Origin of the sequence: Streptomyces sp. AC558_RSS880, assembly GCF_019049255.1 — a bacterium.
GTDB lineage: Bacteria > Actinomycetota > Actinomycetes > Streptomycetales > Streptomycetaceae > Streptomyces.
Genome location: NZ_JAGMUJ010000036.1, coordinates 17,107 through 31,957 on the forward strand (window position 1 = coordinate 17,107; position 14,851 = coordinate 31,957).

At 67.3% G+C, this 14,851-nt stretch carries 13 protein-coding genes and 1 pseudogene; 6 read left to right on the forward strand and 8 right to left on the reverse strand.

Annotated features, from left to right (window positions below; translation table 11 throughout):
• Positions 1-64: 64 nt before the first annotated feature.
• The 3 genes from KUM38_RS16320 to KUM38_RS16330 are packed head-to-tail and all read left to right on the forward strand — an operon-like array spanning position 65 to position 3,461.
• The gene (locus KUM38_RS16320; protein ID WP_217130098.1) at positions 65-541 is read left to right on the forward strand and encodes a hypothetical protein; all 477 of its coding nucleotides are present in this window, start codon (positions 65-67) and stop codon (positions 539-541) included.
• A 24-nt stretch (positions 542-565) separates the two neighbouring features.
• Positions 566-2,899 carry a DUF6571 family protein gene (locus tag KUM38_RS16325; RefSeq protein ID WP_217130099.1) on the forward strand — a complete coding sequence of 778 codons (2,334 nt, stop codon included), beginning with the start codon at positions 566-568 and terminating at the stop codon, positions 2,897-2,899.
• Positions 2,900-2,942: 43 nt separating this feature from the next.
• The gene (locus KUM38_RS16330; protein WP_217130100.1) at positions 2,943-3,461 is read left to right on the forward strand and encodes a hypothetical protein; all 519 of its coding nucleotides are present in this window, start codon (positions 2,943-2,945) and stop codon (positions 3,459-3,461) included.
• A 398-nt stretch (positions 3,462-3,859) separates the two neighbouring features.
• On the opposite strand, the gene KUM38_RS16335 is transcribed toward KUM38_RS16330, so the two are convergent.
• The 5 genes from KUM38_RS16335 to KUM38_RS16355 form a co-directional block, all read right to left on the reverse strand.
• Positions 3,860-4,159 carry a WXG100 family type VII secretion target gene (locus KUM38_RS16335; RefSeq protein ID WP_217130101.1) on the reverse strand — a complete coding sequence of 100 codons (300 nt, stop codon included), beginning with the start codon at positions 4,157-4,159 and terminating at the stop codon, positions 3,860-3,862.
• Between the two features lie 60 nt (positions 4,160-4,219).
• On the reverse strand, positions 4,220-4,567 hold the full coding sequence (locus KUM38_RS16340) for a WXG100 family type VII secretion target (protein ID WP_217130102.1): 348 nt from the start codon (positions 4,565-4,567) through the stop codon (positions 4,220-4,222).
• 142 nt (positions 4,568-4,709) lie between these two features.
• A complete protein-coding gene (locus KUM38_RS16345; RefSeq protein ID WP_217130103.1) occupies positions 4,710-5,942 on the reverse strand; it encodes a S8 family serine peptidase in 1,233 nt (410 codons plus the stop codon).
• Between the two features lie 64 nt (positions 5,943-6,006).
• A complete protein-coding gene (locus tag KUM38_RS16350) occupies positions 6,007-7,782 on the reverse strand; it encodes a WXG100 family type VII secretion target (RefSeq protein ID WP_217130104.1) in 1,776 nt (591 codons plus the stop codon).
• Between the two features lie 2 nt (positions 7,783-7,784).
• Complete coding sequence (locus KUM38_RS16355; RefSeq protein WP_217130105.1) at positions 7,785-8,234, reverse strand: hypothetical protein; 450 nt, start codon at positions 8,232-8,234, stop codon at positions 7,785-7,787.
• A gap of 561 nt (positions 8,235-8,795) precedes the next feature.
• Between KUM38_RS16355 and KUM38_RS16360 the strand changes: the two are divergent.
• Positions 8,796-8,948 (forward strand): annotated as a pseudogene (locus tag KUM38_RS16360) (IS5/IS1182 family transposase); the annotation flags it as partial.
• Positions 8,949-9,017: 69 nt separating this feature from the next.
• Here the strand turns inward: KUM38_RS16360 and KUM38_RS16365 are convergent.
• From KUM38_RS16365 to eccB, 3 genes are read right to left on the reverse strand one after another with little or no spacing between them, the layout of a single operon-like run.
• Complete coding sequence (locus KUM38_RS16365; RefSeq protein ID WP_217130106.1) at positions 9,018-9,617, reverse strand: hypothetical protein; 600 nt, start codon at positions 9,615-9,617, stop codon at positions 9,018-9,020.
• Positions 9,614-10,930, reverse strand: coding sequence for a type VII secretion-associated serine protease mycosin (mycP, locus tag KUM38_RS16370; RefSeq protein WP_217130107.1), 1,317 nt, complete (start codon positions 10,928-10,930; stop codon positions 9,614-9,616). Before mycP ends, KUM38_RS16365 begins: the two co-directional genes overlap by 4 nt.
• Before the next feature lie 30 nt (positions 10,931-10,960).
• A complete protein-coding gene (eccB, locus tag KUM38_RS16375; RefSeq protein WP_217130108.1) occupies positions 10,961-12,487 on the reverse strand; it encodes a type VII secretion protein EccB in 1,527 nt (508 codons plus the stop codon).
• 228 nt (positions 12,488-12,715) lie between these two features.
• Here eccB and eccE point away from each other — a divergent pair, with 228 nt between their 5' ends.
• Positions 12,716-13,996, forward strand: a complete 1,281-nt coding sequence (gene eccE / locus KUM38_RS16380) for a type VII secretion protein EccE (RefSeq protein ID WP_217130109.1) — start codon at positions 12,716-12,718, stop codon at positions 13,994-13,996.
• Positions 13,996-14,769 carry a hypothetical protein gene (locus tag KUM38_RS16385; protein ID WP_217130110.1) on the forward strand — a complete coding sequence of 258 codons (774 nt, stop codon included), beginning with the start codon at positions 13,996-13,998 and terminating at the stop codon, positions 14,767-14,769. Before eccE ends, KUM38_RS16385 begins: the two co-directional genes overlap by 1 nt.
• Positions 14,770-14,851: the final 82 nt, after the last annotated feature.

Genomic DNA, 14,851 nt, shown 5'->3' on the forward strand with positions numbered 1-14,851 from the left:
AAAGCGCCGCACGGAAGAGAACCGGTAGACCATGTCCTGCTGACAGCAACGGAGGAGCAGACCCATGGCGTGGGACGAGTGGGAACAGTTAAAGGCGCAGGCTGCCGACCGGCAGTCGACGCACATGCAGGTGAACCAGGCTCCCACTCAAGGGCCGGGCGCCGGCGGCAAGCCCGACCTGGTCGTGCAGCAGGACGATCTCGGCGCCGTGGGGCATGACGCTTTCGTCCTGCACGGTGACCTCGTGAAGAAGGTGGACATCGCCGGTTCCGGCATGAACTCCGATCATGCCGGTTCCACGCACCAGGCGGCATCGGCGCTGTCGAAGTCCAACTTCACCATGGGCGACGAACTCATGACGACGCTGACGGTCTGGGAGAGCCAGGTGAAGGCGGTTCGTCAGGCATGTGCCCACATCTCGAACCACCTGGACTTCAGCAAGAAGCGGCACGCCGATGACGATGCCGAGATCGCCGCCGTCGTCAGGAACCGCAACGGGTCCGCAGTGCCCGTCTCGGAGCTCGGCAAGTACTTCAAGTAGCACGGGGGGAGGGGAAGCTCAGGTATGTCCGTCACCTACAACGACCTGATGCAGGTCGACCTCGGCAGGCTGGGGACCGCGGTATCGGACTGGAAGAAGGCGGTCACCAACCTGAAACAGCTTGAGACCGACGCACGTGACGGCCTCAAGAAGAAGTCCGACCGCGCACGCTGGGAAGGTGTGAACGCCGGCGTCACACGGGGGTTCGTGGACAAGACCGCCAAGGAGTTCGCGGACCTCCACACGGAGGCCAACAGCATTTTCCAGGTTCTGGACGACGCCCATCGTGAGCTCGAAGCATTGCAGAAGAGCGTCAGGACACTCACCAACGAGGCCAAGGGAAAGGGCTACACCGTTCAGGACAACGGCGACGGAACGGTGAGTGTGGGCGTCCAGCCCCAGTCGGGCGCCGATGCGAAGGACGGCAAGGACGACACGAAGCAGGACCGGCAGCGCTACGCCGACTCCATCACGGGGAAAGTCGCCCACGCCAACGACATCGACCTCTCCACCAAGCTGGCGCTCAAGCGGGCGCATGGGAGCGACCCGCACAACGCCGGTCACGCGAAGTACGGTTCGCTCGATGACGCGCAGGTCGAACGGGCCCTGGAACTCGCCAAGATGCGCGAGGACATGAGCGACCGCGAACTCGCCGAACTGAACAGGCTACTGCGCCACAACGGGCGTGAGAAGGACGGCGAGTTCGCGACCGAGTTCTTCGAGGGTCTGGGCGGACCGAGGCAGACGCTCGAGTTCTACGCGGCCATGTCGATCCACGGCACCGACGAGGAGGCCTCGAAGACCCGTCTGGCCGGCGTGCAGGACCTGCAGAAGTACATGGGCCATGCCCTGGCCAACGCGACCGACCCCTACACCCCGCAGAGCGTCAAGGGCGACCGGCAGCATCTGCCCTCGTGGTGGGGGGCGGAGTTCCGCAAGCTGGGCACCCAGAAGATCGAGTGGGAACGCGGCATGTGGAGCAAGCCCTACGGATACCAGGTCCTGGGCGGTCTGCTCCGTTACGGGAACTACGATCCGGCGTTCCTGACCCCCATCGCGGAGCACATCACCCAGCTCCACCAGGACGATCCGCACCGCTTCGTGTCCAGCAGGCCCGGCACCAGCGACGACCGTTACGGGTTCAACCCTTCCGGAAAGCTCGGCAGCGGCAACGATCCGCTGAACAGCGTGCTCGAGGCGCTCGGACACAGCCCTGAGGCGGCCGAGCAGTTCTTCACGGAGAAGCCCACGGCGTACAACGAGGACGGCACGATCAAGTCCGGTGAGAAGACGGACTTCAAGTCCTACCTCGACCTTTTCACCAAGAAGGACTTCGAGTGGACGACCGACACGAACAGCCATCACGTCCTCGCGGATGAGGAGGCGGCGAAGAACGCGCTCAACTTCGGGCCGAACGCCCTCGGCCACGCCCTGGAGGCCGCCGCGACGGGCCACCCGTACGACAGCAACACGATCGACCCCTCGGTCAAGCACAGCGAGGCGCAGGCGAAGCTGGTCCACGACATCGTGGAGAAGTTCACCAAAAACCCGGACCTGCTGACGCACAACATGAACGGGGACCTGGAGGAGGAGAAGACCGGCCCGCTCTACGCGCTGCGGGACAGTCTGGGCAACATCTCTGCGGACTACATCGGCGACTTCCAGCGGTCGATGTACATGGAGCCGTCCGACAGCAGGATTTTCCCGGTCAATGGCGCGGCTGCCAACCTGGATCCCGGAAACGCCCAGAAGTTCCTCGGTCTGGTCGGACAGGATCCGGATGCGTACAACGCGATCACTTCCGCGCAGCAGGCGTACACGACGAACGTGGTGCATGAGTTCCTGCGGACGGAGGGGAAGGATCTGACCGCGGAGGACGGTGCGCGCGTCGGGCACCTGGTGGCGCCGGGAGCCGCCATCGCGGGGATCATGAGCAACTCGCGGGCTGATGCGATCTATGACTACCACACGGCCTCGAACAAGGAGTACAACGAGGCGGTGGCTGACAACGCAAAATGGGTCAACCGAATCGTGGGGCTGGGGACAAGCGCTATTCCCGCCCCCTTCTCCGTGGTAGGAGAGCCGATCAATTGGCTGGCTGAAGATGTATCCGAAAGCGTCGTGAAGAGTATCGAGATGGACACTTCAGACAAGGCCGAGCACGACGCAGGAAAAGAATACTCCAAGGGAAGAGAGGCTGCCGTAACGGCATCGATGGCGGCCGCCGAGAGCTATTTCGCGCGTCATGAGGGAATCGGCCAGGTAACACGCGATCACATCCTGCTAGGCATTCGCACTCAGGCTGGCGTGAGTCACTCCGACGGTGCTCAGTGGAATTCCTCGGGAGATGGCACATGAGCCGCATCCGACTCGTCGAACCACTAGAGAGCAGGACCTACCCTTGCCACTGAAGAGGCTACTGTCAGCCATCCTCGTTGCGCTGCCACTCACCGCCTGTGGCGCATCCGACGACAAAGGGCTCTCATATCCCGTCCCGGACAACATCTGTGGAATCCCCGCCGACAAGGAAGTCTTGGAATCCCTGCTCGACGACGGCGAAAATCTGGAACAGGACACCGGCCATTTTACTTTCACAGAAGGCCAGTTCTGCCACATGTATGTGGACGGGAACGACTCCGTAGTCAGTGACGCCCGTTGGCACGAAAACGGATATGAACTACGCGATCACTTCCTGACGTACGAAGTGAAGAACTTGCGTTACATAAAAGGTGGCAAATATGCCTCATGGCACTTCGGAGTAGCAACGGTGATCCCATGCCCTGGGGTCAGCGATAAAGGTGATGTGCTGTCCGTCGAGGTGAACGACATCCAATGGAACGGGAAGTCACAAGCCTTGCTGGAGAAGCTCGTGCCTTCCTACTTCGACGCCTACAAGAAAAAGCTCGGCTGCCATTCCTGAGGGCCCACCTTGAAGCTTTTCCAGAGCTAGGAGCCGACTATTTACCCATTCCGCGGAGACCTCGGATGACCTTGCTGTAGGTTTCATGGGCCCCGGTCGGCTTGTCCTCCAAGGGCTTCTTGACCGAGTGACGGAAGCCGTCCCTCGCATTTTCGTATTCGGGATTGATCAGGGTCGGCACGACCCGACGGAAGCGGGTCGGCGCGCGTCACTCCTGCGGGTGTCGCTCGTCGCACGGCGGCGTATGTGACACCGGTCAGCACGTGAGGCCCCTCGGCCGGATCCTTCTTTTGCAAGATCGTTCCTGCCAGGGGCCTTACGGCTGTACCGACTTGAGGACGGCGGAGTCCAGTCCAATCCGGCGATCACGACGAGTGACGGCCGGTTACGAGAAAGGCTTACTGCAGGTATCGGGACGCCGCCAGGTCGCCTTCCATGTACGTACCGCCGGACGAACCCACGACCTGGCCGATGCCCATCAGGGCCTGGTGGATGTCACTGGCTTCCTTGTCCCAGCGCCGCAGCTTCTCGTCGAAGGTGTCCTGCGCCTTGCCCGCCCAGTACTGCTTGCTGTTGACCACCATCTGCCGGAGCTGCTGGAGGTCCTCCTCGAGCTGCTTCGCCTCGTTGGCGATGGTGGTCGCCGCGATGTCGAGACCGTCGTAACCGACTTGCAGTCCCTCGTTGTTACGGCTCATCTCTGCCTACCTCGTCTCGCTCGTGTGTGCTGTTGACCGATGACCGGGAATTCCGCCGGCTCAGAACGAGCTGAACGGGGACGGCTGCACCGTGGGAGCGCCGTCCAGGACGTTGATCTTGTTCACGGAGGCGCGGACTTCGTCTTCCTTGCTGTCCTTGATGTTGCGCGCCGTGGTCATCGCGTCGATGACGTCGGCGAGGACGCGACCCATGTTCTGCAGGGACGTGTTGATCTCGTACTGCTTGGTGTCGAACGCGGCACGACCGATGCCGTGCCACTGCCCCTCGAGGCTGTCGATCACACCCTGGAGGCTGCGCACCCGCTTCCGGATGTTCTCGAACTTCTCGTACATGTCCTTCTGTAGCTTGACTACTGCTGCATCTTCGAGTTTCTGGTCGACGGCCATGGTCAGCCGGCCCTCCCTGTCTCTGTTCTGGATTCCAACTGTTGTGGCTCAGTGGCTTACGGCGGTGATACGGGGTGTCCGCCCGGTTCGGTCTTTCGGCCTTCTCGAGCTGGGCGGGTACGAGCGGGCGGCGAAGCTGGTGTCACCGTGCGCGTCGTGCGCGCAGCACTCCGAAGGTGGCCCCGCCGATCACGATCACCGCCGCGGCGGCACCCACGGCGATCCACAGCGTGTTGCTGTCGTCCGACGACTCCGCGGACACGGTCTCCGCCTTCGATCCTGCTCCGGCCGCCTTGTTCGCGGAAGTGGACCCCTCACCCTGTGACGCGCCTGTTGCAGAGGGGGAGGGAGAGGCCGAGGCCGGCGCGATCTCCGTCACCAGCTTCTCCCCATCCTTCTTGTTCCACTTGCCGAGCGGATCGGAGTAGGGGTCACCGGCGTCGTAGTTCGGGTCCGCGAGCACAGCGCGCGGCCGGATGGTTCCGTACCCGGACTTCTGCGTCGGCTTGTCCTTCGCCCACTTGCGGCCCGCAGTGTCGATCAGCGCGCGGGTGACCTGGTTCGCGGTCCAGTCGGGGTGCGCGGACCAGATGAGGGCGGCGGCTGCGGCGGTGATGGCGGTGGCATGGCTCGTGCCCTGATTATCGTGGCAGTAGGTACTGAAATCGGGTCGGCAGTATGACGGGATGTTCTCCCCCGGAGCCACAAGGTCAACGTAGTTGCCGTAGGCAGCAAAGTCCGATACTTTGCTGGACTCATCGATGGACGAGACGCCCAGGACGTACGGGTAGGCGGCCGGATATGCAATGAATTCACCGCCGTGGTTTCCTACGGCAGCAATCAAAATTTTCCCCTTCGAAGCAACATACTTGATCGCGGCTTCGACCTCAGGGTAAACGGCATTTACGCCAAATGACATGCTGACGATCTGCGCGTCGGTATCCGCAACTGCTCGGAGGGCTTCCGCTGGTGTAGCCGTCTTCCGTTTGTCCTCACCGTCCGGCTGGCTCTCGAATGGAATCCGGTACGGAACGATTTTCGCTCCGGGTGCAAGCCCCTGGATACCACCGTTCGCTCCAGTACCGGCGATCAGTTCGGCCATGGTCGTTCCATGGCCGTCGTAGTCGTCGGTGGCGCCGTAAGCAACGTTCTCAGGCACCTCGTCAACGAGAACCTGCCCTTTGAGCGAATCAGTGCGGGGATTGACTCCGGAGTCGATGACCGCGACCTTGATGCCCTTGCCCGTGCTGACCTTCCACATCTGCTCGGCCTGCATGGGCTCCAGGTACCACTGCTCCGACTGGACATCGGCGGCAGCAGCGCCCGGGGCGAACGCCACGCTCGCCGTGACCAGGGCGCTCACGACGGCGCCCATGGCACGTACGCGTCGCCCTCGACGTGTCCCTGACTTCATGGTGTGGTGAGTCCTCGCTAGCGCTTTAGTTGACTGGTGGTGCGTCGTGCCGCGGTTTGCCGGCTTCGCTCGTCTCCTCGTCCCCCGCCACGCGCGAGGGTCGCTGTGTTCTCTCCGCTCTACGGGCATCACCGGGCCTGCCACGACCACCGGGTCCCCGGACCAAGCCGGTTCCGCCCTGAGTCATGCCGTTGCGCGTTGCGTTGGAGGCGGATTGTCGCCCAGCAGGGTTCCCGACAATTCCGGGCACAGCCGAGCCTCCTCGCCCGTTGACTGTGCTCGAACCAGATCGTGCTGGGGCAGCATCTGCCCCGAAGACACCAGACTGCCCGAGCCGACCGGCTGCGGGCCGGGAACCGGAGGTCGTCTCAGCACCGGCCACCGTGCCCGGAGGGATCCTCTGTCCGCCTCTCACCGGGCTCCCGGCCACAGGCGAGGGTCGACCTCCCACCACGCCGCCTGTGCTGCCGGCGCCCGTGACCGTGTTCCCCATCGCCCGAGGCGTCGCCGCACCGCCGGCCCGCGGTGTGCCACCGCTCACCCCCGGTCCCATGGGCAGCGGCCCGGCAGCGGAGGTTCTCCCCTGAGCCGCCGTCACTCCTGCGGCTGCTGCTCGACCCACTTGACCCAAGGGTGCTCCGGCCGCCGTGTGCCCCGGCGTCACGCCCGAAGCACTCCCACGGACCGCACCCGCCCGCCCTTGCGCCGCGACGGGCAAGGAAGGGCGCGCACCGCTTGACCGCCCGTCGGAACGGCCCGAGAGAACCGGAGGGAGCGGGGCGCCGAAGCCGTTCGTAGCGGGGTTGGCTGCCCCACCCGCGGCGCCGGGGACACCAATAGGTGTCGTTTGTCCCGCGGCGGCCGTTGTCGGGGGCGGCAGCGTGCCGACACTGTCAATGGTCGTCCCGACGGAGGCGCCGAGGTCGACGCTCTTGTCGGTGGTGACATCCCCAGGTACCGCGAGACCGCGCATGCTCTGCGGAGCAGCATGCGCTTCCACAGCAACCGCCGGACGGTGCCTCGCGACTTCCCCTGTTGCCGTTTCCTGAATCGTTCCGTAAATCGGCGTTTCGGGCGAACCCGGCCCCCGATAGCCTCCTTCCTTCGGCTTCGGCACCCCCACATCCGGCATCGCCTTGAACTTCGGCGGCTCCAGCGCCGCCAGTTGCTCCTGGGACACCGCGTAGTACGACGACAACCGGTTCATCTGGTTGATCGCCTCTTGGCGGTTCTTCTCCACCTTCAGGGCCGCGGTGTACTCGTCGTTGCTCTCGACCCGCTCGTCCTTCGGGAACTGGCCGGGGCGCATGGCCTCCGTGCGGGTGTCGCGAGGGGGCATCGCCTTGCGGACGTCCGCAAGACCCACGGCCGCGGCGGTGATCTGGTCACCCGCTCCGCCGGCGAAGTCGCTCAACGCGTACGTGTCGGTGACGAGCGAACGCCCCCACTTGCGGAACGCCTCGCCCGACTCCCCGACCCAGTGGACCCTTTCGATGTGGCCGTCCAACTCCTTGGCCGCGTCCTTGATGGCGTCCCGCGCCGACCAGAGAGCCTTGCCCGAGGACTCCAGGTCCTCGGGGTCGGTCTGCTCGACCAGGTCGACCATGGCGTTGAGGCTGTGGTTCTCGAAGTTCGTACGCCCCTGCAGGGCCTGCCCGACGGGGGTCGATTCGACCGCCGTGCGCATCAGCCTGCTGAGAGGGTCGAACGCGGGCCGCTCCTCGACGCCTCGGGTGAAGTCCGTGAGGAAGTTCTGCTGGGAGACCCGCTCCAGGTCCGCCTCGTGCTTCTTGTCGGTCATCGTCACAGGCTCCCGCTGGTGTCCCCGCCCTTGGCACGCTGTTCGCCGTCCCTGGCGTCCTGAATCTGTCCGATCTGCGTCTGGATGGCCCAGAAACGACGGCGCTGTTCCTCTTCGAGGTTGTCGAAGCCCACGTGCGCGCCCTTGACGGCGATGCCGATCGCCTCGATCTGCAGGTGCAGTGTCTTGGAGAGCGCGGTCAGTTCCTCGTGGACACGGTTGTACTGGAGGTACAGCCCGTGCGCCTCCGGGAAAGCGGCCGTACTGCCGCTGTTCAGCGACGTGGGCTTGATGGTCTGGCCGCCGACCCGCGTGGGGTGGGCGGCGGAGCCCTCCAGATCGCGCAGTACGCCGTCCACACGCTTCACGAACGTGGTCAGCGCCTCGTCGGCGACTTCCAGGTTCAGTGCCCTGGTGGCGGACACGCCACCCACCATGTCTGCTGGAAGCACGTCGCTCCCTCCCCGTTTCCCCGTGACACCGTCGGCCGAGACCGACCAGCTGGCCAGTTGTGCGCCCTACGTTCGCAAACCAGTCGTGATCGCCACTCTAACCAACGGGTACGACAGAGCCAATCGTGATGTGTGCCAACTCAGTTACGGCTGTGCCCTGGAGGTGCCTTTTCGGCCGATGCCCGGTCGGCGCCCTCATCACACCGCGCGTGCGGACACGATGTCGACATCGAGGTGCGCTTCACCTGTCATCTCGACCGGAACGGGTGGATCCACCCAGAACCTTTACGCCAGCAACAAGGGTAGGGAAGCCCCAGCGTCTCGGTGTTGCTCGGGTGGGTCGCCGGCTTGTGCCGGAGTCCGGACGCCGCTGGGTGCCGTCCGGCCGGCAACGGCGCTGACGGTCCTGTACACGGGGAAGGCAACCGTCCATGGCATGGGACGAGTGGGAGCAGCTCAAGGCCGATGCCCTGCGACGACAGCGGGGTTCCCCGCAGATGCAGCTCAACGAGCTGGACGGGGGCGGTGGTTTCGGCGGCCCCGGCAGGCCGGGCACGTACGGCGGCCCCAAGGTCGCCGACGACGGGCTCACCAAGAGTCGAACGAGGTGTCGCAAGGCTGAGGTCCTGGCGGATCTTCCGCAGGGCCCGCTGCAGCCCGCACCGCCTGTCGTCAATCGCCGCAGCCGTCCTCACCCTGGAGCGTCAGCGCTGAGGAAGCTCACCGCGTACACCCGGGCGGTCGAGCGTTCCGCGGTGTGTCGTTGAGGGGCGGGCGGGAGGGTCAGCAGGCGCCCTTGCGGCTCGTCACCGCGTACGCGTAGCCCGGTATCGTCGTTCCATCGCCTCCGCTGAGGCTCGGGACCAGATGGTCGTGCTTCTTGGAGCGGGTGCGCTGCACGTGGACGCAGAAGGCGACTCCCGCGCCGTCGCCCGAGACGGTGTAGGTCGAGTCGGTGGCCGTGTTGCCGGCGGTCGGGCGGGCCTCGACTCCGAGTTGCGGGGCGTCGCCGCCGCCGTGTTCCACGACCTCGTCCTCGATCATCGTGGCGTTCTCCTCGTCGACCGCGGAGTCGCTGCCGCTGGAGCCCTCGAGTCTCGTCGTGCCGTCCAGGGCCGTCACCGCCTGCTCCACGGCGCTGGTCAGTTCGTCGGCGCTCCACTCCGCGTCGTCCTCGACGGCCAGGCCGCGGAAGCCCACGACGATCAGGAGCACGGCCATCGTGACCAGCACCAGGCGCGTGACGACGAAGGCCGCGTCCGGGACGTCGGGGGCCGACGGGTTGAGGGACGCGCGCCAGGCCCGTACGCGGTCGGCCTTGACGCAGGCCATCGCGAGCAGCACGGCGGCCAGGACCAAACAGATCATCGACAGTTGTGTCATGCGTGGCCTCCCCGGCCTCCGTGCCGGCGTCGTGCGTCTCGCACCGCGACCGCCGTACCGGTCAGGCCCGCCGCCAGGACCAGGCCGCCGACCACCACGTACGTCCCCAGACGGGTGTTGCGTTCCTCGGCCGTCTCGCCGAAGTGCAGGGGGGCCACGGCGGGCGCCTTCGCGCGGATCGCCCCTTCCTCGGCCCGGGGGGATTCCACGGGGCGGGCCGGATCGACGTCCGTGAGGGCCTTGACGGGGTCGATCACGCCCCAGCCGACCAGGCGGTCGTGGCCGGGGATCGAGCGTTCCGCGGTCTGTTCGATCTGGGCGACGATCTGGCGGGCGGTCCACTTCGGGAACTTGGCCTTCAGCAGTGCCGCCACCCCGGCCACGTACGGGGCGGAGAAGCTGGTGCCGTTGTCCGCGCAGTGGCCGTTGCCGGGGACGGTGGACACCATGTCGACGCCGGGGGCGGCCACGCCCACGAACTCACCGGACTGGGAGAAGGGCGCCCGTTCGTTGTTGCGGTCGGATGCCGCCACGGCGAGAACGCCCTCGTAGGAGGCCGGGTAGGTGACCTTGACGTTGCCTCCGAGGCCGTCGTTCCCGGCCGAGGCGACGATCACGACCTCCTGGTCCAGGGCGTGGTCGACCGCCTCCTCCAGGCTCGGGTCGGGCCGGACGGCGTTGGCCGTGTCCTGGGAGATGTTGATGACGTCGGCGCCCGCCTGGACGGCGTGGCGGATCGCGGCCGCGAGGGTCTCGGCGGTGCCGTTGCCCTCCGCGTCGTTCTGCTTGATCGGGATGATCGTGGCCTCGGGGGCCAGACCGACGAAGCCGGTGCCTTCGGCGGGGCGGGCCGCGATGATGCCGGCCACGCGGGTGCCGTGGCCGACGGTGTCGGTGGTGCCCTGCGCGTTGCCGCGCTCGATCTTCTCGCCCTTGGCGTTCTTCGACGGCAGGAGGTTCCTGCCCTTCGACGCGTCGACGGCGTCGGAGAGCTGGGGGTTCTTCACGTCGACGCCCGTGTCGATCACCGCGACCCGGACGTCCTCCCCCTTCGACTGTGCCCACAGCGCGTCGAGGTTGACGCGTTGCAGCGCCCACGGCCGGCCCTCGTACTTCTTGGACGGGAACGTGCATCGTCCGGCGTCGTCCGCCCGTGCCTCGGGGGCTGCCGGGAACACCAGGACGGTCCCCGTGAGGACGGTGGCGGCGAGCACGGTCAGCGTCGTGCGCGGCAGTGCGCGGGGGTGTCGGACCGCGCGTGCGTCCTCGGTCCGTTCGGTGGCGTCACGTCCGGTGCGGGTGTGTGTCGGCATGGCTGGTCGCTTCCTGACGGGCCGTGGCGGTTAGGAACCCTGCGGCTGCCGCGCAGCCGCTTCCGACAGGCGCGGACCGGTGGGCAGGAACGTCGACCACTGTGCCGGGACGGGAGAGGGTGCGACCTTCTCGTAGCCGAGGCGGGTCTGGGCGATCTTGGCCTCGTTGAGTCCCTGCTCACGCTGCTTGTCGGAGGTTCCGATCCCCTCGTCGTCCGTGGCGCTGTCGCTGTTGGACTGCAGGGCGTAGCGCAGCCCCGTGTCGGTGACCAGGAAGACCCCGCCGGCGTCGGTCTCCGTGCCCTGGAACTGCCGGTAGAGCTGGCCGGAGCCCGGGGTGACGTAGGCGCTGGACGAGCCGGTGGGCAACTGCGCCGGGAAATCGGTGCCCACCCAGGTGGACAGGGTCGTCCTGCCGTTCTTGGCGTCCACCGAGCGCAGGACGTTGCAGACGGTGTTGTGGCCGGAGGCCGCGGTGGTGCCGTCGTTGACCGTCTTCGGCCGGTACGACGGCCAGTTCCTCTCCCCCTCGAAGTCCGTGCTGTCGACGACCGCGCCGGGGCTGACCTGCTGGGCCTCGCCCGCCTGCCCGACACCGACCAGGTCGCCGCTGTTGAGCAGCAGGGTGGCGGTGAACTCGGAGATGCGCGCCACCTCGCCGGGCAGGACGACGTAGTACTGCATGCGCCGGCCGTCGTACGCCTTGATGACCATGCCGACCTTGTCGTACTGGCGGAGGGCCTCGGCGGCTCCCGCTTCCGCGCCCGGTGTGCCCGGGATCTCCGGGATGGAGATCGGGTCGCCCTGGTGAAGGGTGTCCAGCCACTCCTGGGACACGCGCTGCGGGGCGCGCCCCTGGGTGTCGAGGGCCTTGAGGAGTTCCTTGTCGGCCGGGTCGGCCAGCGGGTAGGCGGAGCCGCGGGAGTCGACCACGTACGGGGAGGTGCCGTCCGGGCCGACGACGTACATCAGCTCGCCCCCGGTGAGCCTGCCGGAGCCCTCGGTCCTGGACCACTCCTTCTCCGCGAGAACGAACGCCGCCTTCTGGATGGCGCGGCCGCCGGCGCCGGGCCGTTCGCAGACCGCCCAGCGCTTGGCGGCCTCGGCCTCCTCGGGCGAGGGCAGCCGGTCGGGCGCGTAGGGGATGCCGATCGTGGCGCCGTGCGGTGGTTCGCCGCTGTCGAGGACCTTCTCCTTGACGGTGATGACGCTGTCCTTGTCGGGGTCCAGGAGGAGCTTCGCGGACGCCATGTTGAGGACGGGGTGCAGCTGCTTCTTCCCGTCCGTCTTGAGCACGACGTACCGCGTGGTGGAGTCGCTGGCCACGATCACGTGTGCCCCCGGTTCGTCCCACCCCTTCGGGGCCGTGGGACTGAACAGGCCGATCGCGCCGAACACGGCGAGGACGACCACGCCGACGATGACGCCCGGCACGACCGCCCTGAGTGGTTTGGGGGCGTCCTCTTCCGAACCCGAGGGGGAGGGCTGCAGGAAGGACGCGAGCGTGCGGCGCTTCGCGAAGGTGTAGGCGTTCAGTTCATCGCGCCGTGATGCCATCTGCTTTCGTTCTCTCCCCGTGCGAGGAAGTGGAGGACCGGTGGATGTTCAGTGGGTGGCCACTGAACATCAGTCCCCGCACCCCCGGCTGCCTCTGGAACCCCGACTGTCAGTCCCGGCCCCTACTATGCCTGCTGCGCGTTCGGGTGTGTGGCACGGGTAGGGTGCTGGGGCCCTGCCGGTTTCCTGCGGGCAGTGTTTTAGGGAGAGTTCGGGGGTTTTTCAGTGATGGCTTCCGCGCCACGGACCCGGTCGCGATCGCAATCGGCGATATCGAGGGCCGCCGTACCCCGTCTGCGGACGCGTTCGGGGCACGGCGGCTCCTTCCTGGTCCAACGGCTGGTGCTGCTGGAGTTGGCGGCCGCCCTGGTGGTGTGCGGCTGGCTCATCGGCCCTTTCGTCCTGATACCGGGTGCCGTCGTCGCCGTCCTCCTCTGTGTGCTCGCGGTCGTACGGCGGCGTGGACACTCCCTGCCGGACTGGCTGAGCAGTCGGCTGGCTCTGCGTGCCCGCCTCCGGAGAGCGGCGAAAGCCCCGGTACCGCCGGACGTCGACCCCGGTCTGATGCCCGCGGTGGAGTGTGAGCCGAACCTGCGGACGCACACCTACGACCACGGTGGCGACCGTGACCGGCGGCCGGTGGGCATGGTGGGTGACGGGAGCTTCCTCAGCGCTGTCCTCCAGGTGGAGGCCGACGCCGGTGCCCTGCGTGCCGAGCGCGGTCGCAGGCCGCTTCCGCTCGCGCTGGTCCGGGACGCGCTGGAGGTGGACGGCATCCGGCTGGAGTCGGCTCAGGTCGTGCTGCACACGCAGCCCGCGCCCGCGCCCCACCTGCCCCAGCAGTCCGTCGTGGTGACCAACTACCAGCAGTTGCAGACCGAAAGCGTCTCGCCGGCGGTCCGCATCATGTGGATCGCGCTGAAACTCGACCACGAGCTCTGTCCTGAAGCGGTGGCCGCGCGTGGTGGCGGGCTCCTCGGGGCGCAGAAGTGCCTGGTGCGGTCGGCGGAGCACCTGTCCAGCCGGCTGACGGGCGCCGGTTTCCGGGCGAGCCTGCTGACCGAGGAGGAACTGACGGCCGCCATCAGTACGTCGGCGTGCGCCAACCCCATGGTGACCGCCCAGGCCGGACAGAGCGACGCGCCCCGGCGGCGGACCGAGGAGTCCAGCCGCAGCTGGCGGTGCGACAACCGCAGGCACACCACGTACTGGGTCCGTCGCTGGCCCCCGCTCGGCGGTCCCGGCGACGGTCTGCCCCAGCTCGTCGCCGAGTTGACGGCGGTTCCCGCGCTGGCGACGACGTTCAGCCTGACCCTGGCCCGCAGCGGGCAGCGGGACGTGGCGGTCACCGGACACATGCGGGTCACCGGTCGCAGCAGCACCGAGCTGGCCGAGGCCCGCCGCGCACTGGAGCACACCGCACGCCGGGCGCGGACCGGGATCGTACGCCTGGACCGGGAGCAACTGCCCGGTGTGCTCGCCACTCTGCCGCTCGGAGGTGCCCGCTGATGGTCATGCCGACATCCACCACACCGGCCGGTCCGGTCGCCGGTGCGCAGCCGCCCGTCGGTCTCCGGGACCGCCTGCGCACCGGGTTCGGGTTGCTGGGACCCCGGCACCCACGGCACACACTGTCCTTGGCCGAGGCCGACATGCTGGCCCTGCCCATAGGCGACGACGGAGTCGTGGTGGGTGTGAACGCCGAGGGACAGCCCGCTGTTCTCGGGGTGAACCGCCCGACACCGTTCGACATCCTGCTCATCGGTGGTCTGTGGACGACGCAGGTGCTGGCGCTGCGCGCGGCGGCGACGGGGGCGCGGGTCGCGGTGGAGACCGGTCGGCCCGGTCACTGGGCGCAGGTCGTGCAGGCGGTCGGCGGCGGCCAGTCCGGGATGACCGTGCACGAGGTGGGCCGGGTACCGCCGCTCGGTGCCTCGGCGACGGGTCCCGTCCTGGTGATCCGGGACTGCGGCATGCGACCGCCGCGCGGGCGGGTGACCTCGGCGCCCTGGCAGTCCGTCCTCACGCTTCTGCCCTATCTGAGTCCGGTCGCGCCCAGGCTGGCGCGTCAGGCACGCCTGGTGGGTGTGCAACGCGTCTCACCTGATGAGGCGGTGGAGATCGGGCGGGTGACGGGATTGCCCCGGGCCGAGTACGAGGCGCTTCCCACGCTCGCCGACGGCGTCACCTTGTGGTGTACGGAGCGGGACCGGCAGTACGTGATGACGCAGCCGACGGACGCCGAGATCGGTCTGGTGGGAACGCCGCGTCGTATGGACTGACCGGACGACTCACAGCCCTTCGGGCGTCATGTGCGGTTTGACGTATCTGTAGGTGTTTGCCGACCGGTGGGTGACGGCGCGT

Excerpts from the sequence above, each read along its gene's own strand:
- KUM38_RS16320 (WP_217130098.1), top strand. The coding sequence starts at position 65 with ATGGCGTGGGACGAGTGGGAACAGTTAAAGGCGCAGGCTGCCGACCGG.
- KUM38_RS16325 (WP_217130099.1), top strand. The coding sequence starts at position 566 with ATGTCCGTCACCTACAACGACCTGATGCAGGTCGACCTCGGCAGGCTG.
- KUM38_RS16335 (WP_217130101.1), bottom strand. The coding sequence starts at position 4,159 with ATGAGCCGTAACAACGAGGGACTGCAAGTCGGTTACGACGGTCTCGAC.
- KUM38_RS16340 (WP_217130102.1), bottom strand. The coding sequence starts at position 4,567 with ATGGCCGTCGACCAGAAACTCGAAGATGCAGCAGTAGTCAAGCTACAG.
- KUM38_RS16345 (WP_217130103.1), bottom strand. The coding sequence starts at position 5,942 with ATGGGCGCCGTCGTGAGCGCCCTGGTCACGGCGAGCGTGGCGTTCGCC.
- KUM38_RS16350 (WP_217130104.1), bottom strand. The coding sequence starts at position 7,782 with ATGACCGACAAGAAGCACGAGGCGGACCTGGAGCGGGTCTCCCAGCAG.
- KUM38_RS16365 (WP_217130106.1), bottom strand. The coding sequence starts at position 9,617 with ATGACACAACTGTCGATGATCTGTTTGGTCCTGGCCGCCGTGCTGCTC.
- mycP (WP_217130107.1), bottom strand. The coding sequence starts at position 10,930 with ATGCCGACACACACCCGCACCGGACGTGACGCCACCGAACGGACCGAG.
- eccB (WP_217130108.1), bottom strand. The coding sequence starts at position 12,487 with ATGGCATCACGGCGCGATGAACTGAACGCCTACACCTTCGCGAAGCGC.
- eccE (WP_217130109.1), top strand. The coding sequence starts at position 12,716 with ATGGCTTCCGCGCCACGGACCCGGTCGCGATCGCAATCGGCGATATCG.
- KUM38_RS16385 (WP_217130110.1), top strand. The coding sequence starts at position 13,996 with ATGGTCATGCCGACATCCACCACACCGGCCGGTCCGGTCGCCGGTGCG.